The organism is Arthrobacter sp. 10N44_2, from assembly GCF_056394385.1.
In genome coordinates this window covers 63882-89088 of sequence record NZ_JBFTHT010000001.1, presented here as the reverse complement: position 1 = coordinate 89088, position 25207 = coordinate 63882, and the positions used below count along the sequence as shown (strand labels likewise).

Sequence of the window (25207 nt, the reverse complement as noted above, 5' to 3'; positions counted from 1 at the left end):
CATATTCGGCCCGGTTTGGCGTCCGGAGGTGGCCTGAACGCGGGCGTTACTCCGTGTCGGTGCCGGCGGTGGCCTTGGCGGAGGCGTCGTCGCCGAGCTGCAGATCGACGACGGGGCAGTCCTTCCACAGGCGTTCGAGGGCGTAGAACACGCGGTCTTCCTCGTGCTGGACGTGGATGACGACGTTGGAGTAGTCCAGCAGCACCCAGCGGCCGCCGGAGCGGCCCTCGCGGCGGACGGGCTTCTGGTCAAACTTGGAGAGCTCGTCCTCGATGCCGTCCACGATCGCGTTGACCTGGCGTTCGCTCGGGGCCGAGGCAATCAGGAAGACGTCGGCCAGGGCCAGCCGTTCGCTGACGTCCAGGGCCACGATGTCCTCGGCAAGCTTCTCCGAGGCAGCGCGGGCTGCGTGGCGGGCGGTAGTGATGGATGAATCGGTTGCAGTCACGGGACTCCTTGTAGTGATGAAAAATTATGGTGTTGAAAATGTGGCGCCAGTGGCGGCCTGAGACCTAGTGGGCCAGCCCGGTGACGATCAGCGTGATGCCGGCGATGAGGGCAACGATCCCCACCGCCAGGACGCCGAGCTGGAGCATGCGCAGGCGGCGCGCCCGGCCGAGTCCGGCGGTGGCGGCATCCAGGGGTTCGAGCCCGTAGGCGGCATTCGCGGCCACGGGTTCCCCGCCCACGAGTCTTTCCTCGGCCTCCCCCGCCGAATTTGCCGCGTTTGCAGCGTTTGCCGGCCGGGCCGTTCCGGCTTTCGCGGCTGCTTCCGCACGGGCCAGGACGCCGGCCCTGCCAGCGGCAGAGCCCGTCGCGGGACCTGCGGCCTTCTGGCGGGCGATGCCCGGCCGCCGCAGGCCGGGTTTCCGTGGCGCGTCCACGCGCGGACCCGGGTTGGTGACAACCGGAACGTACGACGTGGCAGGGCGCTTCATGACGGGCCGCTCCACGCCGGGAACCTTCTCGAATTCCAAGGGTGTGACCATGGCCAGGTTGTTGGCCGTGGTCGGATCGTTGCGGGGCGCCGCCGGCTGGCTGTTTTGTTCGGCAAGCTTCTGCTTGGCGGCGGCGCGGCGGTTCAGGATCGCGGCACGCTCGGCGAGGGCGATCTGCTCGGCCAGGACGGCCGGATCAACGGCATCCGGATCCGTGGCCGCAATGTGTTCCATCTTGGCCACTTGGTTCTTGGCCTGCTCCGCGAGGAGTTCGCGGGCGGCCAGCGCCTGCTCCAGGGTCATGCCCTCGGGCATCGCCCCGCCCGGTCCGGCGCCGTCGGCCGCGGGAGCCTTGGGCGCAGCGGGGGCCTTGGGTGCCGGGGCGGCCGCCCCAGCCGGGGCAGCCTCCTTCGGAGCAGCATCCTTCGGGGCCGGGCGAACCACCGGGGTGGCCCGGGTCCGCGGCGACACCGGGACAATGGTGTTGGCCTGGGTGGCCGGGGCCGTTTCGGTCGCCAGCTCCAAAAGCCTCAACTGGCGTCGCGTGGGCGGCCCTCCGCCGGCCAGCTGGCCTTCCTTCTCGGCGAGTTCCTTGATGGTCCGCAGCGCGGCGCGGTCCCGTGCCCGGACCTGGGAAGACCGCTCCGTGCCAGCGGGCACAGAATCAGCGGGCACAGAGTCCACCGGGGCGTCGGCAACGCGACGGCTTCGGCCGGTGATTTCGGCCTCCGTCGGCTCGCCCGGGCCCGGAGTGTCCAGACGTTCATCTCTGGCCTGCCGCAATTCGCGGCGGCTGCGGATGGGAGGCTGTTCCTGACTCATGGCAAACTCATTCAGTGCTGGCTGGTTGGGTAATCTCAAAGGCTGGATCGTGCTCTGCGGGGGCAGTCCCTGCCGCGCCGTTTCCGGCGTTGGCGGTCCCGGCGTGTCCGGCCTCGAGGCGATCGGCGTCGGGGCTGGCGTGGTACAGGCCGTACTTGGCGATGTACTGGACCACCCCGTCCGGCACGAGGTACCAGACCGGGTTGCCTTCGGCCACCCTCGTGCGGCAATCCGTGGAGGAAATGGCCATGGCCGGGACCTCCAGGAGGCTGACGTCTTTGCGGCCCATGCCGTCCAGGACGTGGCCCGGCCGGGTTACACCCACGAAGTGCGCGAGGGACCAGAGTTCATCGATGTCTTTCCAGGACAAAATCTGGGCCAGGGCGTCCGCGCCGGTGATGAAGAACAGATCGGCGTCCGGACGCAGGGTCCGCAGGTCACGCAGGGTGTCGATCGTGTAGGTCGGTCCCGGACGGTCCACGTCCACGCGGCTCACGGTGAAGCGCGGGTTCGAGGCCGTGGCGATGACTGTCATGAGATACCGGTGCTCGGCTTCGCTGACCTTCTTGGCCATCTTCTGCCAGGGCTGTCCGGTGGGCACAAAAACGACTTCGTCGAGGTCGAACTTGGCCGCGACCTCACTGGCCGCGACAAGGTGTCCGTGGTGGATGGGGTCGAACGTGCCGCCCATCACACCCAGACGCAGGCGGCGCTGGGCGCCGCGCTGCTTCGTGGGGGCGGAAATATTAGTGACCTTGGCCGTGATCGTGCTTGTTCGGGTGCTGGCGGTGCGGGTCCGAGTGCTCCTCGACAGCCACGTGGCGCCGTCCCAGGTTGGAGTAGGACAGGGTGATCAGCAGCAGGACCACCAGGATCGCGAACATGGTGCCGCCAATGACAAACGGCGGTGCAATGAGCGGTGCGAGTTCCTCGTGGCCCGATTCGCCGGCGGCGGCGACGAAAGTGGCGATCTGCTGCGACAGCATGTTCTCCCCTAGTGAGTTCAAAATTTGACGACGGCGGAGGTGTCCGCCGTTCCGGTCTTCCGTTCCATGTTACAGCGTTGCTAGCCCCGGATCTGGCCCTCGCCCTGCACGATCCACTTGGTCGTGGTCAGCTCGGTCAGTCCCATGGGGCCGCGGGCATGGAGTTTTTGGGTGGAAATGCCCACTTCGGCGCCGAGGCCGAGCTCGCCGCCGTCGGTGAAGCGGGTGGAGGCGTTCACGATCACGGCCGCCGAATCGACCTCGGCGATGAAGCGCTCGGCGTTGGCGAGGTCGTTGGTCAGGATCGCTTCGGTGTGGCCGGTAGACCACTTGCGGATGTGCCTGACGGCCTCGTCCAGGCTGTCCACCATGGCCACGGCCAAGTCCAGGTTCATGTATTCGGTGGCCCAGTCGTCTTCCGTGGCCGGCACGGACTGGACCGAGGCCGGCAGGGCGGCGCGGATGCGCTGGTCCACGTGCAGGGTGACCCCGGCAGCCCGCAATGCGGCGGCTACCGCGGGAAGGACAGTGGACTTGGAGTGCACCAGGAGCGTTTCGACGGTGTTGCAGACGCTGGGCCGCTGGGTCTTGGCGTTGAGGAGGATGTCCACGGCCATTTCCTCGCTGGCGGAAGCGTCCAGGAAGATATGGACGTTGCCTTCACCGGTCTCGATGACCGGCACGGAGGAGTTCGTCACGACGGCCTGGATCAGCTCGCGCCCGCCGCGGGGAATGAGCACGTCCACCCGGCCGCGCGCCCGCATGAGCGCGTTGGCGCCGTCGCGGCCGTATTGGTCCACGGATTGGACGGCGTCGGCGGGCAGGCCCACCGATTCCAGCGCATCCCGGAGGATGGTGATCAGGGCGGCGTTGGTGGCAGCGGCGGCGGATCCGCCGCGCAGGATGACGGCGTTGCCGCTCTTGAGGGCCAGTCCGGCGATGTCGACCGTGACGTTCGGGCGGGCCTCATAGATCGCGGCCACCACGCCCATGGGTACGTTGATCTGGCGCAGGCGCAGCCCGTTGGGGAGAGTCTGGCCCCGCACCACGTTCCCGACGGGGTCGGGCAGGGTGGCGAGGTTTTCCAGTGCGGCGGCGAGGGCCGCGATGCGTGACTCGGTCAGCGTCAGGCGGTCCAGCAGGGCGGCGCTGGTGCCGGCGGCCCGGCCGGCCGCGACGTCCTTGGCGTTGGCGGCCAGGATCTGGTGCTTGTGATCCACCAGCGCCTTGCCGACGGCGCGCAGGCCCCGGTCCTTCCAGGCCCGGTTGGCGCGTGCCATCCTGTGGGCGGCGTGGCGTGAGCGGTCTGCGACCGCGTGGACGGCTGCTTCGGTCTCCGTTGCCGTGCCAGGGGCCGCTGCCGGATCCGGCGCCGCCGCGAACCCTTGGGCGGGCGCGGCGTTACCGGCGGGAACGGTGCCGGCAGGCACATCAGTCACGGCAGCGGAAGTCAGGGCCTCAGTCATGCTTCCAGTTTAGGCGTCGGGGGAACCTAGACCAGCACCAGGTCGTCAACATGAACAACTTCGCGGTCATATCCGCGGCCCAGTGCCTTGCCGAGCTCATGGGTGGAGCGGCCCAGCATCTGGGGCAGCTCGGCGGCCGAATAGTTGACCAGCCCGCGGGCAATCACCGTGTTGTCCAGCGACACCATCTCCACGGCGTCGCCGGCCTCGAAGTCGCCCTTCACCGCGGCGATTCCGGCCGGCAGAAGCGAGGTGCGGCGGTCGCGGACGGCCTTGACCGCGCCGTCGTCGAGCACCAGGGTGCCGCGCACGGATGCCAGGTGGGCCAGCCACAGGAGCCGGATCGGCTTGCGCGCGCCGTTGACGGAGAACCACGTGCCCACGTCCTCGCCGGCCAGCGCGGCGGCCGCATTGGCCGTGGATGTTACGAGGGCGTGAATGCCCGACCCCGCGGCGATGCTGGCGGCTTCGACCTTGGTGACCATGCCGCCCGTGCCCACGCCGGCCTTGCCGGTGCTGCCGATCGAGACGCCGTCGAGGTCGTGGGGGCCGGAGACGTGCGGAATCCGCTTGGCGCCGTGCGACGGCGGACCGTCGTACAGGGAGTCGACGTCGGAGAGCAGCACGAGCGCGTCGGCGCGGACCAGGTGAGCCACCAGGGCAGCGAGGCGGTCGTTGTCGCCAAAGCGGATCTCGTGGGTGGCTACGGTGTCATTTTCGTTGACCACCGGGACAACGCCGAGGTTCAGCAGCCGGTCCAGCGCGCGGAACGCGTTGGTGTGCTGGCTGCGGCGCATGAAGTCATCGGCGGTCAGCAGCACCTGGCTGACGGTAACCCCGTGCGCGCCGAAGGCGTGGGTGTAGCGGGCCATCAGCAGGCCCTGACCCACACTGGCGGCGGCTTGCTGGGTGGCGAGGTCGCGGGGGCGCTTCTCAAGGCCGAGCGGGGCGAGGCCGGCGGCGATCGCACCGGAGGACACCAGGATGATCTCCGCGCCCGCGTTGCGCTTGTGCGCCAGGGCGTCGGCGAGCCCGGTCAGGGCCTCTTCGGAGATCCCGCCCTTGATGGACGTCAGCGAGGACGAGCCGACCTTGACGACGATCCGGCGCGCCCCGGACAGCGCGGTGCGGTCCGGGGCGTTGATGGTCTGGGCCTTGAGGTCTTGAGCGCTGAGCGGCTGGGACCGGTGCTCGACGACGGCCTTACTCGTCATCGGCTTCGCCCAGTCCACTCTCCTTGAGCGGCTGCCGCGCGCGGCGGCTGCTGACGGATTCGGTCCAGATGCCGGCCTTGCGTTCGGCTTCGAGCTCGGCGCGGGCGGCGGCCTTGGCGTCGCGGCGTTCCTGCTGTTCGTCGCGCTTCTGGCCACGCGTCGGGCGGTCGCCGATGTCGGCGAAGCGCACGTCGGTGCCGCGGGGCGAGGCGAGCAGCTCAGCACCGGCCATCATGGTCGGCTCCCAGTCGAAGACGACGCCGTCGTCCTCGCCGATGACCACCATGTCGCCCGGCTTGGCGCCCTGCTTGAACAGTTCATTTTCGACGCCGAGCTTGGCCAGGCGGTCGGCGAGATAGCCGATCGCTTCCTCGTTGGTGAAGTCGGTCTGCTTGACCCAGCGCACGGGCTTGTCGCCGAGGACGCGGAAGAGCGGCTCAAGGTTCTTTTCTTCGCGGCGGATCGTGAAGCCGGTCTCGTTGACGGCGCGGGGGCGCAGCACGGGGGCGTGTACCTTCGGCGGGGTCGCGGCGACGGCGTCGCGGGCGGCCTTGACGATTTCAGCCATGGCGAAGCCAAGCTGGCGGAGGCCTTCGTGGCTCGTCGCCGAGATTTCGAAGACCTTGTAGCCCCGGGATTCGAGCTCCGGGCGGACGAACTCGGCCATGTCCTTGCCATCCGGCAGGTCAACCTTGTTCAGGGCCACGAGGCGCGGGCGGTGGTTCAGCGGTACGACTTCGCCGTCGGACCCGCTGTAGCTCATGTCGACGGCGTATTTCTCCAGCTCGGCCTCGATGATGGCGAGGTCGGAGAGCGGATCGCGGTCCGATTCGAGCGTGCCGCAGTCCAGCACGTGCACCAGGGCGGCGCACCGCTCGACGTGGCGTAGGAAGTGGTGGCCGAGACCCTTGCCCTCGCTGGCGCCCTCGATCAGGCCGGGGACGTCGGCAATGGTGAAGCGGACTTCACCGGCCTGGACGACACCCAGGTTGGGGATGAGGGTGGTGAAGGGATAGTCCGCGATCTTGGGCCGGGCGGCGGACATTGCGGCGATCAAGCTGGACTTGCCGGCGGAGGGGAAGCCGACGAGGGCGATGTCGGCGATGGACTTCAGTTCCAGGACGACGTCGCTGGATTCGCCTTCGATGCCGAGCAGCGCGAAGCCGGGCGCGCGGCGCTTCTGGGAGGACAGCGAGGCGTTGCCGAGGCCGCCAATCCCGCCGGCGGCGGCGATGTATTCGTCGCCTTCGGCCACGAGGTCGGCGATGACTTCGCCGGACTTGGACTTCACCACGGTGCCCACCGGCACCGGAAGGATCAGGGTTTCGCCGTTTTTGCCGCCGCGCCAGTCGCCCATGCCAGGGCCGCCGTTGGTGGCGTGCCGGTGGGGCGCGTGGTGGTAGTCGAGCAGGGTGGTGGTCTGGGGGTCCACGCGCAGGATGACGTCACCGCCGTTGCCGCCGTTGCCGCCGTCGGGACCGCCGAGGGGCTTGAACTTCTCGCGGTGGACGGAGACACAGCCGTGGCCGCCGGTACCGCCGGATACGTGCAGTACTACCCGGTCTACAAAGCTCGCCACGTGGATCTCCTCAGTGCTGTTCCCCGGACCCCCAAAGGCGCCCAAGATGATTGTAATGCGGTTAAAACACCGGTGGAGCGGACCTAATGGCCCGCCCCACCGATTTAGAACTTATTGTTACTCTGCAGCTGCAGCAGCCACGATGTTCACAACGCGGCGACCACGGCGGGTGCCGAACTCGACAGCACCGGGGGTCAGGGCGAACAGGGTGTCGTCCCCGCCGCGGCCTACGCCGGCGCCCGGGTGGAAGTGGGTGCCGCGCTGGCGGACGATGATCTCGCCTGCGGAAACTACCTGGCCACCGAAGCGCTTTACGCCGAGGTACTGGGCGTTGGAGTCACGACCGTTGCGAGTGGAACTCGCGCCTTTTTTATGTGCCATTTGAAATGCCTGCCTTCAAAAATTCTGGGGAATCTGCTGGAACCTGAACAGTAACGAAGAGTTACTTGATACCGGTGATCTTGACCTTGGTCAGTTCCTGACGGTGGCCCTGACGCTTCTTGTAACCGGTCTTGTTCTTGAACTTCTGGATGACGATCTTCGGACCACGGAGGTCTTCGAGGATCTCAGCCGTAACCGTTACCTTGGCCAGGTCCGCAGCAGCAGACGTGACTTTGTCACCGTCCACCAGGAGCAGTGCGGGCAACTCAAAGGTGCTGCCGGCTCCACCGGGGACGCGGTTCAGGGTAACGAAGTCTCCAACGGAAACCTTCTCTTGGCGGCCGCCTGCGCGGACAATCGCGTACACCACTGGGGAACTCACTTCTCTCGACGTTTATTACTAGATTTGCGTGCGGAACCAGGGGCCAAATTCTTTGGACCGGCTCACGCTGTGCCTCAACGCCGGTGGATTCCCCGGGGGAACCCATGAGCTATCCCCGGAACAAATCCATTTGGAATTCCAAGCGGACCGTTCTCAGGGTCATAACCCAAGTGTTGGCGTAAGCACCGAAGATCTAGAATACGCTAATTTTGCCTTCGGCCGCAAATGAGGCTGGTTCCGGCGGGTAGTCCGTGATAGGCGCCACAACATCTTGATGCAAAGTCCCTGCCAATGTTCTTGGCCGGGATCTTGACCATCTTGAGCTGTGTTGCCGCAACGACTTCCGGAACCGTGCCCCACCATCGTACCGGTAGTCCGGACCAGCTCGCGTCAGGCGTACAGCCGCGGCGCGTCGAAGAAGTCCACTTCGTAGCGCGATGACTGCCGGAAAGCCAGGGCCATGGCCTGCCGCTCGCTCTCCGATGCCCGCCCGGCCGCCGTGTCCGTGTACGCGATGGCCTGCCGGGTCGCGGCGGCGAAGTCCTCGTCGGCGTAGGTCCGCAGCCAGCCGGCGTAGGGGTGCTCCCCGGGGGCGCCGCCGGCCAGGAACTCCCGGTGCAGCGTGGAACCGACCTCGGCGTAGAGCCAGAAGCAGGGCAGCGCCGCCGCCACGAGGACGCCATAGCTGCCGGAGACAGAGGCGGCCAGCAGGTGGTCCACATACGCTTTCGTGACCGGGCCCAGGGTGGAGGCCGTGGGGCGCGTGCTGAGCCAGGAACGGTGCAGCTCGGATTCGACCTCCAGGCAGGTCTGCGCCGAACGGGCCCAGAACAGCTGCTCGGCCTCGGTGGGGGCAATCGCCGCGGCCCGGGCCAGGACCCGGGAGTAGCCGTTGAGGTAGATGGCGTCCTGGGCGAGGTAGTACGCGAACTCGTGCTCGGGCAAGGTGCCGTCGGCCAGTCCGCGGACGAAGTCCAGGGCGTAGATCGCCTCAAGATCATCCGCGGCTCCTGCGCGCAGGGCTGCGGCGAACTCCCCCGCCGCCGGACCGTGCCCGGCCTGGAGGTGCTGCAGGTGGTGGAAGTGGTGGACCGGGCCGTTGCCCGAGCCGACGTCCAGGGCCGAGGCTCCGCGGAGCGCGCCCAGCAGCCACGGCTTGACTTCCCGCAGCGCCGCTTCCCAGTCCCCCACCCGGGCCTGCACGGTGGCCATGGCCGAGGACAGGGAGCATCCGGTGCCGTGGCTGTTGCGCGTCGCGATCCGCTCCCCCGGCACCACCACCGTTTCCTGGCCGAGCAGGCCGCCGGTGTTGACCAGCGCATCCGGGCAGCCGGTGCCGGCGTCGGCGTCGTGGCCGTCGGCGTCGTGGGCATGCCCGTCCCCCCGCCCGGCGCCCTGGAGGTGTCCGCCCTTAACCAGGACGGTGGTGCCGGTCAGGGCGGCCAGCCGCTTGCCCTGCGCCAGGGCCTCGGTCCAGTCGGCAGCGACGGGTTCCTTGAGCAGGATGGCGAGTTCGGCGAGGTTGGGCGTGATGAGGTCCGCCAGCGGCAGGAGGGCCTGCAGGGCGGCCTCGGCGGATTCCTGCAGGAGCCGGTCCCCGCTGGTGGCGACCATCACCGGGTCCAGGACGACGACGGCGGGGCGCACCTTTTCCAGCCAGCTGCGGACGGCGTCGATCACGGCGGCGTCACCGAGCATGCCGATCTTGACGGCGTCGATGCCGATGTCGTCGCTGATGGCGTCCAGCTGCGCCGTGAGGAACGCCGCCGGGGGGACGTGGACGGCGCGCACGCCCTGGGTGTTCTGCGCTGTCAGGGCGGTGATGGCGGCCATGCCGTAGCCGCCGTTCGCCGCGATGCTCTTCAGGTCGGCCTGGATTCCGGCCCCGCCGGAGGGATCGGAGCCGGCGATGGCCAGCACGCGGGGAATGCGCGGCGGGGCCGGCAGAGACTCGTTGTGCAGAAAATTGGGCGGGAGGAACTCGGACGGATTCGATCTCGCGGACAAGGAAGACATCCCTTCGCCGGTGCTAACCGGACAGGTTCAACGGGTCTGGATCTCAGCCGGCCCGGTGCCCGGCACCCCGTGTCAGTGTTCCAGCCTAGCCCTTGCCACCCGGAGGACCCGTTAACGCACGAGCGGGCCCGGGCCCGGGCGGACGTATGTTACGTCTGCCCTGACCCGGACCCGCAGCCCGACCAGTCGAAATAATGACCGGACGGGGACGTGGTCAGTCGCGGAGGACTACAGCTCCGACGCCGGCACGCCGACGCCGAGGATGATCGGCTCGTTGCCGGCCGGGATGGACGCAGGCCCGGCCGCGGCGGGAGCCTTGGCCTCGTGGACCGATCCGGCCGCGGCCGGCCGGGTTGCCTCGCGGTGCTCCACGGAGGTTTCGTTGGCTGCGCCCTGGGCGCGGCTGGCACTCCGGTTGCGGCGCCCGCGGCGGCCGCGCAGCGTCGTGGTGTCAGCTGTGCGTGACGCCGGCGCCTCCGCAGCGCGGACGGCCGACGGCGCCTCGGGCGCCGTGGCTTCCGGTGCGGCAACAGCTGCTGCCTGACCGGCCGCCAGGCCGGCGGCCTGATCCGGCTTGCCGGCCTCGGCTTCGCCCAGGTTTGCGAAGGCCTCGGTCAGCAGGTCCAGGGTCAGGGCCGGTGACGGCGCGTCCTCCGCGTGCTCGACGAAAGGCAGGGCCACCTGCTCGCCGCCAAACGTCAGCACCGTTGCGGGGCGGCCGGCTGCCTCGTCGGCGGCTGCGAGCTGCGTGACGGCGTCGACGGCGGCCTGGCGGGCCCCGGCGTCGCTGGCTGCGGCTGCCTCCCCGTCGTGCAGGTGCGCGGCGTGCGCTGCGGCAGCGATGTTGGCCAGCGCGGCACGGGTGGCCTCGGCCTTGGCGTGGCGTTCGGCCTCGGTGGGTTCGGCGTGGACGGGCGCGGGTGCGGCCGGCGCGGTCTCTCCGCCCTGGCCTCCGCGGCCGCGGCGACGGCTCTTGCGTTCCGGGCGGGCAGCAGGCTGCGCCTCGGTGCGCGGCACATAGTGCTCCGCGGCGACCGTGTTGGCGCGGCGGTGCTCCACCGGCTCGTCGTGGGTGACGATGCCGCGGCCCGCACATGTTTCGCACTGTTCGCCGAAGACTTCCAGCAGCCCGGTGCCCATCCGCTTGCGGGTCATCTGCACGAGGCCCAGCGAGGTCACCTCGGCCACCTGGTGTTTAGTCCGGTCCCGGCCCAGGCACTCCACCATGCGGCGCAGCACGAGGTCGCGGTTGGATTCGAGCACCATGTCGATGAAGTCGATCACGATGATGCCGCCAATGTCGCGCAGGCGCAGCTGCCGGACGACTTCCTCGGCCGCTTCCAGGTTGTTCTTGGTGACGGTTTCCTCGAGGTTGCCGCCGGAGCCGGTGAATTTGCCGGTGTTAACGTCCACCACGGTCATGGCTTCGGTGCGGTCGATCACGAGCGAACCGCCCGAGGGCAGGAAGACCTTCCGGTCCAGGGCCTTGTGGATCTGCTCGTCGATGCGCCAGGCCGCGAAGATGTCCGTGTCCTTGGTCCACTTCTCGAGCCGGCCCACGAGGTCCGGCGCGACGTAGGTGACGTAGGCCTCGATGGTGTCCCAGGCTTCCTCGCCGGAGACGATCAGCTTGGAGAAGTCCTCGTTGAAGACGTCCCGGACCACCTTGATGGTCAGGTCAGGTTCGCCGTAGAGCAGCTCGGGGGCGAGGATCTTGGTGGACGTCGACTGGCTCTCGATGCCTTCCCACTGCGCGCGGAGGCGGTTGATGTCGTGCGTCAGCTCTTCCTCGGAAGCTCCCTCGGCCGCGGTGCGGACAATGACGCCCGCGTCCTCGGGCAGGCGGTCCTTGAGGATCCGCTTGAGGCGGTTGCGTTCGACGTCGGGCAGCTTGCGGGAGATGCCGGTCATGGAACCGCCGGGCACGTACACGAGGTACCGGCCGGGCAGCGAGATCTGGCTGGTGAGACGGGCGCCCTTGTGGCCGACCGGGTCCTTGGTGACCTGGACCAGCACGGAGTCGCCGGACTTCAGCGCGTTCTCGATGCGGCGCTGCTTGCCCTCGAGGTTGACGGACTCCCAGTTCACTTCACCGGCGTAGAGCACGGCGTTGCGGCCGCGGCCGATGTCCACGAAAGCGGCCTCCATGGAGGGCAGCACGTTCTGGACCTTGCCCAGGTAGACGTTGCCGATCAGGGAGTCCTGCTGGGTCTTGGACACGAAGTGCTCGGCCAGGACGCCGTCTTCAAGGACACCGATCTGGATTCTGTCGTCGCGCTGGCGGACGATCATCTGGCGGTCCACGGACTCGCGGCGGGCCAGGAACTCGGCCTCGGTGATGACGGTACGGCGGCGGCCGGTGTCGCGGGATTCGCGGCGGCGCTGCTTCTTGGCTTCCAGGCGGGTGGAGCCCTTGACGGAAGTGACGCGGTTGTTCACCGGCGCCTCGGCCATGGCACGCGGCGCACGGACGCGGGTCACCGTGTTGGGCGGATCGTCGCCTTCCCCGCCGGTCAGCTCGAGGTCCTGGTCTCCACGGCGACGGCGGCGGCGGCGGCGGGAGGTCACACCGTCTTCAAGGATCAACTCGGAGCCTTCGTCGCCCTCTTCTTCGGTGCCTTCCGACTCGGTGTCGGACTCGGCAGAGGTGCGGGTGCGGCCGCGCCGGCCGCGGCTGCGGCGCCGACGGCGGTTGCCGGCGTCCTCGTCCTCGTCGCCTTCCTCGTCCTCGGGCTCAGCTGCTGCGGCGGCAACGGGGGCCGGACGCACCACAGTGCTCAGGTCCGGGGCCTGGAAGATGACGGAAGTGAGGGCACCCGGTTCCATGAACAGCGACGCGGCCGGGCTTTCCTCGGGGCGGGCTTCCGGCTCTTCAGGCTGGGCTGCGGCGGTTTCCGCGGTGGATGCTTCCGCCGCGGCGGCTTCTTCGGCCGGGAGTACTGCCGCGGGTGCTTCTTCGGCCTTCGGGGCGGCCTTGGCACGGCTGGCACGGCGGCGGACCGGCTTCTCTGCAACCGTCTCTGCGGCCGTTTGTGCGGGGGCTTCTGCGGCGGCAGCTGCGTCAGTGCCAGCTGCTGCGGGGGCCTCAGCCGCGGCAGGTGCGCCGGCTTCGGCGTCGCCGGCGAAGGCAGGCAACGGTTCCGGGGCTGCTACAGCTTTCCGGGTCCGGGTGCGCCGCGCGGGCGCCTTGGCCGCAGTCCCGGCGGCAGCAGTTTCAGATACAGCAGTTTCAGATACAGCAGCTTCGGGTTCAACAGTTTCAGTTACGGCTGCTTCGACGTTGGCCGGCTTACGGCGGCCCCGGACGGGCTCATCTGAACCGGCCGCGTCGGCCAGGGCCGCGGCTTCGGCAACAGCCTCGGCCGCCTCCGCGGCGTTGACCTTGGCGACGGGCGCCTTCCGGCGGGTCCGTACGGCCCTCTTCGGCGCTACCGGAGCCTCTGCTTCCGCAGTTCCCTGCGCTTCCCCGGTGACTACTAGTTCTTCGTTTCCGGCTACTACCTGGTCATTATCCATATGTGGCGACACTCCTGCCCCTGATGCGCCGCCACATTCGGCGCCCCTTGGGGGCAAATATGCGTCAACACCCGCAGGCATTGACAGAAGTCAATTGAATACCCTCAGGTTCGCACCGGCAGTGGGGTGCGGCAGCCCTGGAGGGCCGGCGAGATTGTTTTGGAACCCGTTGACCTACACGCCACAACCAGGTGCCGTCCAATGGCATTGCGGGACAGCTGGAATCAGAGGATCCGCAGCTCCCTGCTCATCATTGGCGGTCTTGAAACAAAATCGCCGGACCGGAATCCGGATGTGGATCGGGTTCCAGCCACGATCATTGTCTCACAGGAGCCGTGAAAGCAGGGGCAGGCGGGGCCGGAAGTGCAACAGGCGCGGCCGGGCGTGGCGGGCGGGGCCGTTCTCCGGCGCTGCTCAGCCTCCGGCGTTACAATCGGGGCAAGAAGCACCCGGTCAAGACGACTAAAAAAGGACTCAATTTCCATGCCCAGCATCTCCAGCACTGCCGGCGACGCGACCGTGCACCAACCGGGTTCCGGCCCGGCCCCCGCGGCGCGGTCCCTTCCCACGATGACCCGCGACCGCCCGTTCGCCTGGCTCCTGCTGATCACCGGCGTCATCGGCTGGCTCGCATCCGGGGCCCTGGTGCTGGAGAAGCTGGAGGTCCTGAAGGACCCGAACCACGTCACGGTCTGCGACGTGAACCCGTGGATCTCCTGCGGCCAGGTCATGCAGACACCGCAGAGTTCCGTGTTCGGCTTCCCCAATATGTTCATCGGGATTGTCGCCTTCGCCGTGATCATCACCACGGCCATGGGTATCCTGGCCGGCGCCCGGTTTTCCCGGTGGTACTGGCTGGGGCTTCAGGTGGGCGTGACGCTGGGCTTCGCGTTCGTGGTCTGGCTCTGGTCCCAGGCCCTGTACGCCATCCACATCCTCTGCCCGTTCTGCATGATCGTCTGGGCCGTGATGATCCCGCTGTTCGTCTGGGTGAGCGTCCGGAACATCTCCCACGGCGTGATTGCCCTGCCCGCCGGTCCCACCAAGGTGATCGGCGACTCCGGCTGGATCATTACGGCGCTGCTGTACGTCGCCGTCGTCGCGACGATCTTCTTCGCCTTCATCCAGGTTTTCATCGGAACCTCCGGCTACTAAACGCCCCAACCGCATCGAAGAGACAGTTAAGGCCAATGCTCGCGCTGGGCATTGGCCTTAGCCGTCTCTTCGGTGAGAGGGTCCGGGCCCATGTCGGGACTTATGGCACGACCCCGCGCGCGCAGGTTACATAAGGCTGGAGGAAGGAAGACCGGAGGCCTCTTGATGACTGTTCTAATTGCCTACGCAAGCGCCCTGGGCTCCACCCGGGAGATGGCACAACATATGGCATCCCGCATGGCGGGTGCACTGGGCGAGGTAGAGTGCCGGTCCGTGGAGGACGTCGGGGCCCTCTCCCGCTATGAGGCTGTCGTCGTCGGCAGCGCCGTCCACAACCAGGCCTGGCTGCCCCCGGCTTTGCTGTTCTTCAAACACCACGCCCGCGAGTTGGCCAGTCGGCCCGTCTGGGCCTTCAGTGTAGGGATGGCGGATGCGCTGCCCAAGCCCATACGCCGGCGCGGCGCGGCACTGCAACAGGAACGTCTGGCAGAAGTCCTGATCAAAGAAGTTCCACTTCGAGGCCACAAACTCTTCTCCGGCGTCTACCAGGCAGGCCAGATGCCGGCACCGCTCCGGGTGTTGTTCCGGCTCACCGGCGGCCGATTTGGGGATTTGCGGGACTGGGCGGCAGTCGACGAATGGACGGATCAGATTACGGCCCAACTCGCTAAACCTGCTTCGTCCACGTCTTCAGGCAGCATCACAGGCTAATGCCGTCGGGACTGCGCATCCCGGCCGCGGCGCCCGGCTCGGTGGGGCGTGCCCGGGAGGACCCATGACCATTGTGAGCATTCACGCCGAACGAGGGGACATGCCTGCCTACGCGGCGACGCCGGCCGGTACCGGTCCGTGGCCCGGCGTCGTCGTCATCCATGACGCACTCGGCCTGAGCCGTGACACCAGAGACCAGGCCGACTGGCTGGCCGGCGAGGGGTTCCTCGCCGTGGCACCTGACCTGTTTTACTGGGGCACCAGGACGGCCTGCTTGTGGTCCCTCATCCGCGGCTGGCGGCCCCTCGGCGACCTGGACCTCACCCGCGCCTGGCTGGCCGGACAGGACGGCTGCACCGGCCGGATCGGCGTGATCGGCTTCTGTATGGGCGGCGGGTTCGCCCTCATGCTGGCCCCGGACCATGACTTCGCCGCGGCAAGCGTCAACTACGGCGGACTCGATGACGGGACCGCCCGCGCAATGCCCCGCGCCTGCCCCATCGTTGGCAGCTACGGCGCCAGGGACCGCTGGCCCGGAGTGCGCAAGGTCCCGGCGCGTCTGGAGCCGCTGCTCGCCGACGCCGGGATAGACCATGACATCAAGGTCTATCCCGACGCCGGTCACGGCTTCCTCAACAGGCATGGCCCGTCGGAGCTCACGTTCGGGGACAAGTTGCTCGCGAAGCTGGTCGCTGCCGGTTACCACGAACCCTCCGCCGAGGACGCGCGCCTGCGCATCCTCGGGTTCTTCCGGGAACACCTGATCACTGAGGGGGAAGCGCGATGATGCACCCTGCACCGAGGGGATCCCTGCTGGCAGCGGGTGCCGTGGCCGTTTTCACCACCGGATACCTGGCCGTTGCGCGGCCACGCCTGCTTCGCTGGGGTGCGACCGTTGACGAAGCGCGGGGACCTTACCCGGGCGCCGGGTTGATTCCGGGCAGCACCCGAAGCGCGACCATGGCGGTGACCATCGATGCGCCCCCTTCCCGCGTGTGGCCCTGGCTGGTGCAGATGGGAACGGATCGCGCCGGCTGGTACAGCTGGGACCGTCTCGATAATTTCGGGCGCCGCAGCGCAGGGCGCATCCATCCGGAGTGGCAGGACATCGCCATCGATGACCGTCTGGCGGCGAAGCCCGACGGCAGCGAGTGGTGGGCGGTCGCGGCGCTTGAACCCGAGAGGTTCCTGGGCCTGCGTATGTCGGTCGATCTCCGCGGGCGTCCCTTCGACCCGGCACGAACCCGGCCGCGCTATTGCACCGACTCGCTCTGGGGATTCGAGCTGCGGGAGGCCGCGGGTGAGCGCACCCGGCTGGTAGTCAGCGGCTACTGGTCGCTACAGCCACAATGGCTGCAACCCATCCTGAGCATCACCATGCTGGAGCCCGCGCATTGGGTCATGCAGACCCGTCAGTTCTCGAATCTAGTGCGCCTCGCCAGCCGATGAGAGGTCTCCGGACCCGGAGCGGCCCGTGAAGCCCCACCCGCAGCGAGGTGCCAGAGCGCGAGGGGACAGTTAAGGCCAATGTCCGGTACGAACATTGGCCTTAACTGTCCCCTCGGTGGCGGAGGGCGTCCGAAATTCGGGCTAGAACCAGATCTTGATCTCGCGCTCGGCGGATTCCGCCGAATCCGAGCCGTGGACCAGGTTCTGCTGGACCTTCAGGCCCCAGTCGCGGCCGAAGTCGCCGCGGATGGTACCGGGCGCCGCCGTCGTCGGGTCCGTGGTGCCGGCGAGGGTGCGGAAGCCCTCGATCACGCGGTGGCCCTCGAAGATCGCGGCGACCACGGGGCCGCTGAGCATGAACTCAACCAGCGGCTCGTAGAACGGCTTGCCGACGTGCTCCTCGTAGTGCTGCTCCAGCAGTTCGCGGCTTGCGTCGACTTTCTTGAGCTCGGCCAGGGTGTAGCCCTTGGCTTCGATCCGGCTCAGGATGGCGCCGGACAGGTTGCGGGCGACGCCGTCGGGCTTGATCAGGACGAGGGTGCGCTCAATGCTCACAGCTGCTCCAATGTGTTGGGGTGGGATTTGGGTCAAGTCTACGGGGTTCGGGCCAGGTGCCCGGGATGGAGGTTCAGGCGCTCTTTCCCGGCGCGGGGCCCTGGGGGTGGGCGGCATCCCAGTCAGCTTGCTCGCGCTCCCGCTGGGCAGCTTCCCGGTCAATCCGGATGCCGGTCCGGATCCCGTACCACCACGCCACGGCGAAGAGCGCGCCGACGAGGTACATCGCCGGTTCCACGATGCCGCCCAGGATCAGCACGAGCTGCAGGACCCAGCCCAGGGCCACTCCCCACGGCTTCGAGAGGACAGCGCAGGTGAAGACGAAGACCAGGCACAGGCCGATCCCGACCGAGAAGACCAGGGCCGCAGGGTATTCGTTCCGGTGCAGTCCAAAGACGGCCAGTGTGCCGAAGAGCACCACGAACGCTTCCAGCAGCAGGACCGTGGAGGCGAACATGACCTTCGTCGACCGTCGTTTTTTGGGCATGCCCGGGCGCCATTCGCGTTGGGCTTTGGTGAGCTTCGCCATCGCTTAAGCGTCCGCCTTTCCGAGCAGGATCCGGGCGTCCGCGACGAGCGTGATGGAACCGGTCACGAGGACCCCGCCGGCGGGCTCGTCATCGGCTTCGGCCCGTTCCACGGCCCATTCGAGGGCATCATCGAGCTTCCCGGCGACGTGGATGTTCTCCTCGCCGAAGCCCAGGTCAACCGCGATTTCGGCCAGGTCCTCGGCCGGGACGGCCCGGGGCGAGTTGGACTGGGTGAAGCAGTATTCGGTGGCGAGGCCGCCCAGGGATTCCTTGAGCTGGCGCAGGATCTCCTCGGCGTCCTTCTCCCGCAGCACGCCGACCACCACCACCAGCTTGGTGAAGTTGAAGGCCTCGTGGATGGCCTCGGCGGAGACCCGGATGCCCTCCGGGTTGTGGGCCGCGTCCACGATGATGGTCGGCGCGGTGCGGACCACCTCAAGCCGACCCGGGGAGGTGACGGAGGCGAAGGCCTCCTGCAGGATCTCGGCGTCGATCGCCTTTTCCCCGCCAAAGAACGCTTCCAGCGCGGCAATGGCGACGGCGGCGTTCTCGGCCTGGTGCGCGCCGTGCAGCGGCACCAGCAGGTCCTCGTAGCGTCCGGCGATGCCCTGGATGGTGACCATCTGGCCGCCGACCGCGACGGTGCGGGATTCGACGCCGAACTCCACGCCCTCGAAGCGGAACGGCACGTTGACCTCTTTGGCCTTTTCCAGCAGGACCTGGGCCGCGTCGACCGGCTGCGCCGCGCTGATGAGGAAGCTGCCGGGCTTGATGATGCCGGCCTTCTCGTAGGCGATGTCCCCGGTGGTGTCGCCCAGCAGATCGGTGTGGTCCAGCGAGATCGGGGTGATGACGGCCACCTGGCCATCGCCGACGTTCGTGGCGTCGGTGATGCCGCCCAGGCCCACTTCGATCACGGCGACGTTGACCGGCTGGTCAGCGAAGACCGCGAAGCCCAGGATGGTCAGGCACTCGAAGTAGGTCAGCCGGGGCTGGCCCGCCGCCTCGAGTTCGCCGTCCACGATCTGCAGGTAGGGACGGATCTCGTCCCAGATCCGGACGAACGTCTCATCCGGCACCGGGGCGCCGTCGATGCTGATCCGCTCGGTGACCTTGGACAGGTGCGGGCTCGTGTAGCGGCCGGTGCTCAGGCCGTGGGCGCGCAGCCCGGCCTCGATCATCCGGGCCGTGGAGGTCTTGCCGTTGGTGCCGGTGACGTGGATGATCGGGAACGCCTTGTTCGGCTCCCCCAGGATTTCCATGGCCCGGTGCAGCGGGGCGAGCCGCGGCTCTATTTTGTTTTCCGGCGCCCGGCCCAGGAGCTCGGCGTAGACGCTTTCAACGGAGAATTCATCGGTCATGGTTTAGGCTCCAACTTTCTTCACAAACACGCTCTCGACGCCCTCGGCCACCAAAACCACCTGCGAGTTGGACAATGTCGTTGGCTCACTAGACGAAAACGTCAGATCCGAAGTGAGTGTCTCAGTAGAGATCAGTTTCTCGAAGGGTGATAGTCGCGCTGCCGCCTCGCGAGTTGCTCGGATAAGAGTATGGATTCGGTCGCTAACGTTCAGCCCCTCATCTTTCCTTGCCTGCTGGATCGCACGGATCACGTCCCGAGCCAGACCTTCCGCCTCAAGCTCGGGTGTCAGCTGAGTATTTAGAACGACGAATCCTCCACCTGGCAGGACGGCCACCGCTTTAGTTGCCGCCCCTTCGACACCAGCGCCAGCAGCGACTGTTTCGAGACTGTACTCCTGTGGTTCGAGTTCGAGGCCGCCGGCGGTGACCACCCCGGCTTCGCTGACCGACCAGTCACCGGACTTGGAGCCCTTGATTGCCTGCTGGACGTTCTTGCCCAGCCGCGGGCCGGCGGCCCGGGCGTTGACCACGAGCTTCTGCTCGATGCCGTAGTCCTCCATCGCCGTCGAAATCGCGTCCATGAGGTTAACTCTGTGAATATTCAGCTCGCTTTGAATGGCGCTGACGATGTCGTCGCTCACCCGCTTCATAGTCGGAGCAAAGGCATCGGCCATCGACTTTTGCACCGCGGCGAGCGTTGCTTTGAGGCTCTCCGGGAGGACTATGGTCATGTCAAGGAGCGGCTGACGCACACGGAGATTCGCGGCTTTTCTAAGACTTGAACCGACGGACACAATTTCCCGAGTGCTATTTATCGCCTCGACCAGGCCCGGGTTGGCCGGGAACAGTCCGGCATCCGGCCAGTCGGCCAGGTGCACGGAACGCCCGCCGGTGAGGCCGCGCCAGATCTCCTCGGAGATCAGCGGCAGCAGAGAGGCGGCCACGCGGGTGACGGTCTCCAGCGCGGTGTAGAGCGCGTCGAAGGCGTCCACACTCTCGTCGAAGAAGCGCTGGCGGCTGCGGCGGACGTACCAGTTGGTGAGCATGTCCAGGTAGCTGCGCAGCTCGTCGCAGGCGCCGGAGATGTCGTAGCCGTCCAGCTGGGCGGTCATGTTCCGGACCAGGTCCCCGGTGTTGGCCATGAGGTACTGGTCCAGGGTGTCGGCGTAGCCGTCGTAGCGGAGCTTCGCGTCGTACCCGCGCCCGCCATCTGCCGCGTTCGTGTACAGCGTGAAGAAACTGTAAACGTTCCACAGCGGCAGTATGACCTGACGGACGCCGTCGCGGATGCCCTGCTCGGTGACCACGAGGTTGCCGCCGCGCAGGATCGGGCTGGACATCAGGAACCAGCGCATGGCGTCGGAGCCGTCGCGGTCCAGGACCTCGGAGACGTCCGGGTAGTTGCGCAGGCTCTTGGACATCTTCTGCCCGTCCGAACCCAGCACGATGCCGTGGCTGATGACGTTGCGGAAGGCCGGACGGTCGAACAGCGCGGTGGAAAGGATGTGCAGCATGTAGAACCAGCCGCGGGTCTGGCCGATGTACTCGACGATGAAGTCCGCCGGGTTGTGCGTGTCGAACCATTCCTCGTTCTGGAACGGGTAGTGGACCTGGCCGTAGGGCATGGAACCGGAGTCGAACCAGACGTCCAGGACGTCCTCGACGCGGCGCATCACGGACTGGCCTTCTTCCGGAGTGCGGGGGTCATCCGGGTTCGGGCGGGTGAGCTCGTCGATGAACGGCCGGTGCAGGTCCACCTGGCCGGCCTTGTTCAGCGGCAGGCGGCCGAAGTCGGCCTCGATCTCGGCCAGGGAGCCGTAGACGTCGGTGCGCGGGTAGTCCGGGTCGGTGGACTGCCAGACGGGGATGGGGCTGCCCCAGTAGCGGTTGCGGCTGATGGACCAGTCGCGGGCGTTGGCGAGCCACTTGCCGAACTGGCCGTCCTTGACGTTGCCCGGGATCCAGTTGATGTCCTGGTTGAGCTCGGACATGCGGTCCTTGAACTTGGTGACCTCGACGTACCAGGAGGACACGGCGCGGTAGATCAGCGGGTTGCGGCAGCGCCAGCAGTGCGGGTAGCTGTGCTCGTAGCTGGCCTGGCGGACCAGGCGGCCCTGGGCGCGGAGCACCTGGGTGATGGGCTTGTTGGCCTCGAATACCTGCAGCCCGGCGATTTCGGCGAGGTCGCCGTGGCCGAAGAGCGGCAGGAACTTTGCGCCTTCGTCGACCGAGAGGACAACGGGGATGCCGGCCTCTTCACAGATCTTCTGGTCGTCTTCGCCGTAAGCGGGGGCCTGGTGGACGATGCCGGTGCCGTCGGTGGTGGTGACATAGTCGGCCACGAGGAAGCGCCAGGCGTTCTCGGTGCCGTACTTTTCGGCGTCGTGGAAGTAGTCCCAGAGCGGCTCATAGCTCAAGCCGTTGAGCTCGGCGCCGGTGTGGCGGGAGGTGATCGCGGCTTCCGCGGCGGCGGCACCCTCGGCCCCGTCGCCGTAGCCGAGGTCCTTGGCGTAGGCGGCCAGGAGGTCCGCGGCCAGCAGGAAGCTGCCCGTGACGGGGGCGTCGGCCGCCGCGGCCTTGATCCCGTGCGGGCCGGCAGGCAGGACCACGTAGCTGATGTCGGGCCCGACGGCGAGCGCCAGGTTGGTGGGCAGCGTCCAGGGCGTGGTGGTCCAGGCAAGTGCCTGTACCCCGGCGAGCTGCCTGGACAGCTCCGAGTCCCCTGCCGTGATGGGGAACGTGACCGTGACGGTCTGGTCCTGGCGGTTCTTGTAGACGTCGTCGTCCATGCGCAGCTCATGGTTGGACAGCGGCGTCTCGTCCTTCCAGCAGTACGGCAGGACGCGGTAGCCGTTGTAGGTCAGGCCTTTTTCGTGCAGCTGCTTGAAGGCCCAGAGCACGGACTCCATGTACTCGACGTTGAGCGTCTTATAGTCGTTTTCGAAGTCCACCCAGCGCGCCTGGCGGGTGACGTAGCTCTTCCATTCGTCGGCGTACTTCATGACGGAGGCGCGGCAGGCGTCGTTGAACTTGTCGATGCCCATGGCCTCGATCTGGGTCTTGTCCGTCATGCCCAACTGCTTCATGGCTTCCAGCTCGGCGGGCAGGCCGTGGGTGTCCCAGCCGAAGCGGCGCTCCACGCGGCGGCCGCGCTGGGTCTGGTAGCGGCCCACGAGGTCTTTGGCGTAGCCGGTCAGGAGGTGGCCGTAGTGCGGCAGGCCGTTGGCGAAGGGCGGGCCGTCGTAGAAGACGAACTCGTTGGACCCGTCCTGACCAGCATCCCGCTGGTCGATGCTCGCCTGGAAGGTGCCGTCCTGGTCCCAGTATTTGAGGATGCGCTCTTCGATCTCCGGGAACTTCACGGAGGCAGACACACCGGAGGTGTTGGAAACTGCGTTGGAAGCCGCGTTTGACGCAGAGGTGGTGGAGCCGGCGCCTGTGGCGGAGGCCTTGGGGTAATAAGTCATCTCGACATCCTGGGTTGAGCTGGTGAACACATGCATTCAGGATGCGAGGACGGCCCTGTTGTCTTCCGACACCACGGACCGCGGTACCACCTCACTTACCGCCACCGGTCCGCTCCCCTTCGCGAAAGGTTCTGCACCGGCGTCGGCCGCTCATTACTGCTGTGACGGGCTTACCCGTCCGGTTCTACTGGCCCGTGCACGCACCGTGGCGACTAAATCTCCACCTCACGCGAGGGTGTTCTTCCGGAAGCTCACCGGTGATGGCCGGGTCAAAGCTGCTACGTCGATGGTACCGGAGAAAATAGTGCGTTTCACTGCCCCGCTGCAGTGACGGGCAGTGCGACTGCATTTCACAGCTACTAACTCCGCTGTGAGGGGCGACGCCGGCGGTCCGACTGCATAGACTCATGCCATGACCGTCCCCCGGCCGCCCCGGGCCTACCCGTGAAGCGCCGCAGCGCCAGCCGCCGGTGGCAGGTGTCCTCTGTCCTCTGCGCCGCGCCCGTTGCGGTGGTATCCATCTTCCGGGCGGTCCCGGGGCCCTGGCCGGCCCCGGTGGTCCAGCTCGTGGCCTTCACGCCCTGGTTCGCGCTCCCTGCGGGCGCGGCCCTCCTGCTCGCGCTGCCGGGGCGGCGTCCCTGGGCGGCCCTCCCGGCCGGCGCCCTCCTGGCCCTCCAGCTGCTGTGGCTGTTCCCGCCGGACCGGGTGGCGGACAGGCTTCTGCCCCGGCAGGCGGATTCGCTGCCTGGCGAGCAACGGAGCACGGGGCAGGCACAGTCCACAGCCCCGGCGGCGACGGCGGAACTTACGGTCATGAGCCTCAACGCCTGGAAAGGCCAGGCGGACGCCGCGGAAGTTGTCCGGCTGGTGCGTGAAAACGGTGTCGGGCTGCTCGCCGTCCAGGAACTCTCCCCGGACCTGGAAAAACGGCTGGACGCGGAGGGGCTGGACGCGCTGCTTCCGCACCGGATCAGCCGCTCGAGGGACGGCGCGGGCGGCGGCGCCGTGTACTCCTCACGCCCGATCATTCCGGTGGACTCCGTGGACGGTTCCGCCTTCCACATGCCAACGGTGCAGCTGGAGCTCGACGCCGGCGGCCGGCCGGCCCCCCTCACCGTGACCAACGTGCACACCAAGGCTCCGGTGTGGGGCCGGGCCGGGCAGTGGCGGAGTGAATTGGCTGCCCTGGGCCGCCTTGCCGCCCGTCCCGGCAGCATGCTGCTGCTGGGCGACTTCAACGCCACCCTCGACCACGCCGAGTTCCGCCAGATCCTTCAGGGCCCTGACGGCACCGGGCCCGGCGGCCCCCGCGTCGACGCGGGCGCCGCCGCCCTGGCACGGCTGGTTCCGACCTGGCCGATGGCCGGGCCCCCGCTGCCGGGCGTGGTGATCGACCACATCGTGACCAGCCCGCAGGTGGGCAGCAGCGGCTATGCCGTGCTGCCGGTGGCCGGGACGGACCACGCGGCGGTCCTGGCCACGTTGTCCGTCCCCGCGGCGGACTAGCTGCGCGGCAGTTTCATGCCGGACTCGGCCATCACGTCCCGGAGCCGGTCCGGGTAATCCGTGATCAGCCCGTCCACGCCGGCACCGATGAGCGCCCGCATGGTGGGCTTGTCATCAACGGTCCACGGAATGACCTGCATGCCTGCCGCATGGGCACGGCGGACCATGTCGGCGGTGACGTAGGGAACATAGCCCGGATCCGTCACGGCGCCGTCCTGCGGCGTGCCGTGCACGGGAGAGATGGCGTCGAAGCCCAGGGACGAGGCTGCGGCGACGAGGTCACCGCCGAAGTCATCGGCGTCGATGCCGCCCAGCCACGGCGACTTGCCGGGCTGGCCTGCCTGGAGGAAGTCCTTGTTGGTCAGGGCCACGGTGCGGATCTGGGGATCGCGCTGCTGGACCAGGCGCAGTGAGCCCCAGTCGAAACTCTCGATTGAGACGCGGCTCTGCATGTGGGCGGCCTTGATTTCGCGGAGCGCGACGTCGACGAACTGCTCCCGCGGGGCCGTTTCCTGCGGCGCCCCTGCCTCGACCTTGGTTTCGATGTTGAACTTCACCTGGCTGGCGCGGTGCGAGTCCGCCAGGGCGAAGACCTCGGCCAGCGTGGGCATCTTGGCGCCCGGCGAGGCCACCTGGCCCGGGAACTGGGGCAGCGTGAGGGTGCCGCAGTCCAGGCTGCGGACCTGCGCGAACGTCAGGTCCTTGATGTATTTGCCCACGTAGGGGAACTGTGGGTCGTTCGGCGTGACAGGAGCCGTATCCAGGCACTTCTGGCCGCTGATCTTGCGGTCGTGGGTGATGACCTCGTGGCCGTCCTTGGTGATCTGGAGGTCCAGTTCGAGGGTGGAAACGCCGGTCTCGATCCCCTTGGCGAAGGACGCCAGGGTTGACTCGACAGTCAAGCCGATGCCGCCTCGATGGGCCTCGAGGTCAAAGTGGTTGCCCTGGCTGTTGGGGTTCGTGTCGGCCGCGTGGGCCTCGGCGGCGTTTGCCTGGGCGGCGTTTGCCTGGGCAGCGGCGGCGAGGAGCAGGGCTGCGCTGAGTACGGCAGCGCCGAGCTTCGTCGGGGTTCGCATGGGAAAGTTCTCCACTCTGGTGGTGTGCAGTTGCATGCGCCACCTTGCCCAACCCCGGCCAACTCCGGACCAGCGCAGCCTGACCTGCGCCCCACG

21 protein-coding genes and 1 riboswitch are annotated in these 25207 nt (G+C 67.8%); of the genes, 5 read left to right on the top strand and 16 right to left on the bottom strand.

Annotated elements, in window-relative coordinates:
• Positions 1-46: 46 nt before the first annotated feature.
• From rsfS to AC1DBX_RS00400, 11 genes are all read right to left on the bottom strand, one after another.
• On the bottom strand, positions 47-448 hold the full coding sequence (gene rsfS / locus AC1DBX_RS00450) for a ribosome silencing factor (RefSeq protein ID WP_018773346.1): 402 nt from the start codon (positions 446-448) through the stop codon (positions 47-49).
• 64 nt (positions 449-512) lie between these two features.
• Positions 513-1760, bottom strand: coding sequence for a hypothetical protein (locus AC1DBX_RS00445; RefSeq protein ID WP_476930806.1), 1248 nt, complete (start codon positions 1758-1760; stop codon positions 513-515).
• Positions 1761-1767: 7 nt separating this feature from the next.
• On the bottom strand, positions 1768-2451 hold the full coding sequence (nadD, locus tag AC1DBX_RS00440) for a nicotinate-nucleotide adenylyltransferase (RefSeq protein ID WP_476930805.1): 684 nt from the start codon (positions 2449-2451) through the stop codon (positions 1768-1770).
• Between the two features lie 55 nt (positions 2452-2506).
• Complete coding sequence (locus AC1DBX_RS00435) at positions 2507-2746, bottom strand: hypothetical protein (protein ID WP_230011093.1); 240 nt, start codon at positions 2744-2746, stop codon at positions 2507-2509.
• 80 nt (positions 2747-2826) lie between these two features.
• Positions 2827-4212 (bottom strand): glutamate-5-semialdehyde dehydrogenase, encoded by a 1386-nt coding sequence (locus AC1DBX_RS00430; protein ID WP_476930804.1) that lies wholly within the window; start codon positions 4210-4212, stop codon positions 2827-2829.
• Between the two features lie 26 nt (positions 4213-4238).
• Positions 4239-5426 carry a glutamate 5-kinase gene (gene proB, locus AC1DBX_RS00425; protein WP_476886351.1) on the bottom strand — a complete coding sequence of 396 codons (1188 nt, stop codon included), beginning with the start codon at positions 5424-5426 and terminating at the stop codon, positions 4239-4241.
• Entirely contained in the window at positions 5416-7005 is a 1590-nt protein-coding gene (gene obgE / locus AC1DBX_RS00420; RefSeq protein ID WP_079555434.1) for a GTPase ObgE, read from the bottom strand. Before obgE ends, proB begins: the two co-directional genes overlap by 11 nt.
• Positions 7006-7122: 117 nt before the next feature.
• The gene (gene rpmA / locus AC1DBX_RS00415; protein WP_009372867.1) at positions 7123-7386 is read right to left on the bottom strand and encodes a 50S ribosomal protein L27; all 264 of its coding nucleotides are present in this window, start codon (positions 7384-7386) and stop codon (positions 7123-7125) included.
• Positions 7387-7447: 61 nt separating this feature from the next.
• Positions 7448-7756 (bottom strand): 50S ribosomal protein L21, encoded by a 309-nt coding sequence (rplU, locus tag AC1DBX_RS00410; protein ID WP_018773353.1) that lies wholly within the window; start codon positions 7754-7756, stop codon positions 7448-7450.
• A gap of 402 nt (positions 7757-8158) precedes the next feature.
• Complete coding sequence (locus AC1DBX_RS00405; protein ID WP_476930803.1) at positions 8159-9784, bottom strand: bifunctional hydroxymethylpyrimidine kinase/phosphomethylpyrimidine kinase; 1626 nt, start codon at positions 9782-9784, stop codon at positions 8159-8161.
• Positions 9767-9864: riboswitch (TPP riboswitch) on the bottom strand. Its footprint overlaps the gene before it by 18 nt.
• A 148-nt stretch (positions 9865-10012) precedes the next feature.
• Positions 10013-13300 (bottom strand): Rne/Rng family ribonuclease, encoded by a 3288-nt coding sequence (locus AC1DBX_RS00400; RefSeq protein ID WP_476930802.1) that lies wholly within the window; start codon positions 13298-13300, stop codon positions 10013-10015.
• Between the two features lie 483 nt (positions 13301-13783).
• On the opposite strand from AC1DBX_RS00400, the gene AC1DBX_RS00395 reads away from it, so the two are divergent.
• The 4 genes from AC1DBX_RS00395 to AC1DBX_RS00380 all read left to right on the top strand — a co-directional run bounded on the left by AC1DBX_RS00395 (position 13784) and on the right by AC1DBX_RS00380 (position 16615).
• Positions 13784-14455: a vitamin K epoxide reductase family protein gene (locus AC1DBX_RS00395; RefSeq protein WP_476930801.1), complete on the top strand. Its 672-nt coding sequence runs from the start codon at positions 13784-13786 to the stop codon at positions 14453-14455.
• A gap of 165 nt (positions 14456-14620) precedes the next feature.
• On the top strand, positions 14621-15166 hold the full coding sequence (locus AC1DBX_RS00390) for a flavodoxin domain-containing protein (RefSeq protein ID WP_476856908.1): 546 nt from the start codon (positions 14621-14623) through the stop codon (positions 15164-15166).
• Between the two features lie 64 nt (positions 15167-15230).
• Positions 15231-15953, top strand: a complete 723-nt coding sequence (locus tag AC1DBX_RS00385) for a dienelactone hydrolase family protein (protein ID WP_476930800.1) — start codon at positions 15231-15233, stop codon at positions 15951-15953.
• Positions 15950-16615: a hypothetical protein gene (locus AC1DBX_RS00380; RefSeq protein WP_476930799.1), complete on the top strand. Its 666-nt coding sequence runs from the start codon at positions 15950-15952 to the stop codon at positions 16613-16615. The genes AC1DBX_RS00385 and AC1DBX_RS00380 overlap by 4 nt, the downstream gene beginning before the upstream one ends.
• Positions 16616-16756: 141 nt before the next feature.
• On the opposite strand, the gene ndk is transcribed toward AC1DBX_RS00380, so the two are convergent.
• The 4 genes from ndk to ileS all read right to left on the bottom strand — a co-directional run bounded on the left by ndk (position 16757) and on the right by ileS (position 22529).
• Entirely contained in the window at positions 16757-17170 is a 414-nt protein-coding gene (gene ndk / locus AC1DBX_RS00375) for a nucleoside-diphosphate kinase (RefSeq protein WP_018773361.1), read from the bottom strand.
• A gap of 73 nt (positions 17171-17243) precedes the next feature.
• Positions 17244-17699 (bottom strand): DUF4233 domain-containing protein, encoded by a 456-nt coding sequence (locus AC1DBX_RS00370; RefSeq protein WP_476856911.1) that lies wholly within the window; start codon positions 17697-17699, stop codon positions 17244-17246.
• Between the two features lie 3 nt (positions 17700-17702).
• Positions 17703-19061 (bottom strand): bifunctional folylpolyglutamate synthase/dihydrofolate synthase, encoded by a 1359-nt coding sequence (locus AC1DBX_RS00365; RefSeq protein WP_476930798.1) that lies wholly within the window; start codon positions 19059-19061, stop codon positions 17703-17705.
• A 3-nt stretch (positions 19062-19064) separates the two neighbouring features.
• On the bottom strand, positions 19065-22529 hold the full coding sequence (gene ileS, locus AC1DBX_RS00360) for an isoleucine--tRNA ligase (RefSeq protein WP_476930797.1): 3465 nt from the start codon (positions 22527-22529) through the stop codon (positions 19065-19067).
• Between the two features lie 444 nt (positions 22530-22973).
• On the opposite strand from ileS, the gene AC1DBX_RS00355 reads away from it, so the two are divergent.
• Positions 22974-24035 carry an endonuclease/exonuclease/phosphatase family protein gene (locus AC1DBX_RS00355; protein ID WP_476858317.1) on the top strand — a complete coding sequence of 354 codons (1062 nt, stop codon included), beginning with the start codon at positions 22974-22976 and terminating at the stop codon, positions 24033-24035.
• Here AC1DBX_RS00355 and AC1DBX_RS00350 read toward each other — a convergent pair.
• Positions 24032-25111, bottom strand: coding sequence for a glycerophosphodiester phosphodiesterase (locus AC1DBX_RS00350; protein WP_476930796.1), 1080 nt, complete (start codon positions 25109-25111; stop codon positions 24032-24034). The genes AC1DBX_RS00355 and AC1DBX_RS00350 overlap by 4 nt on opposite strands.
• Positions 25112-25207: the final 96 nt, after the last annotated feature.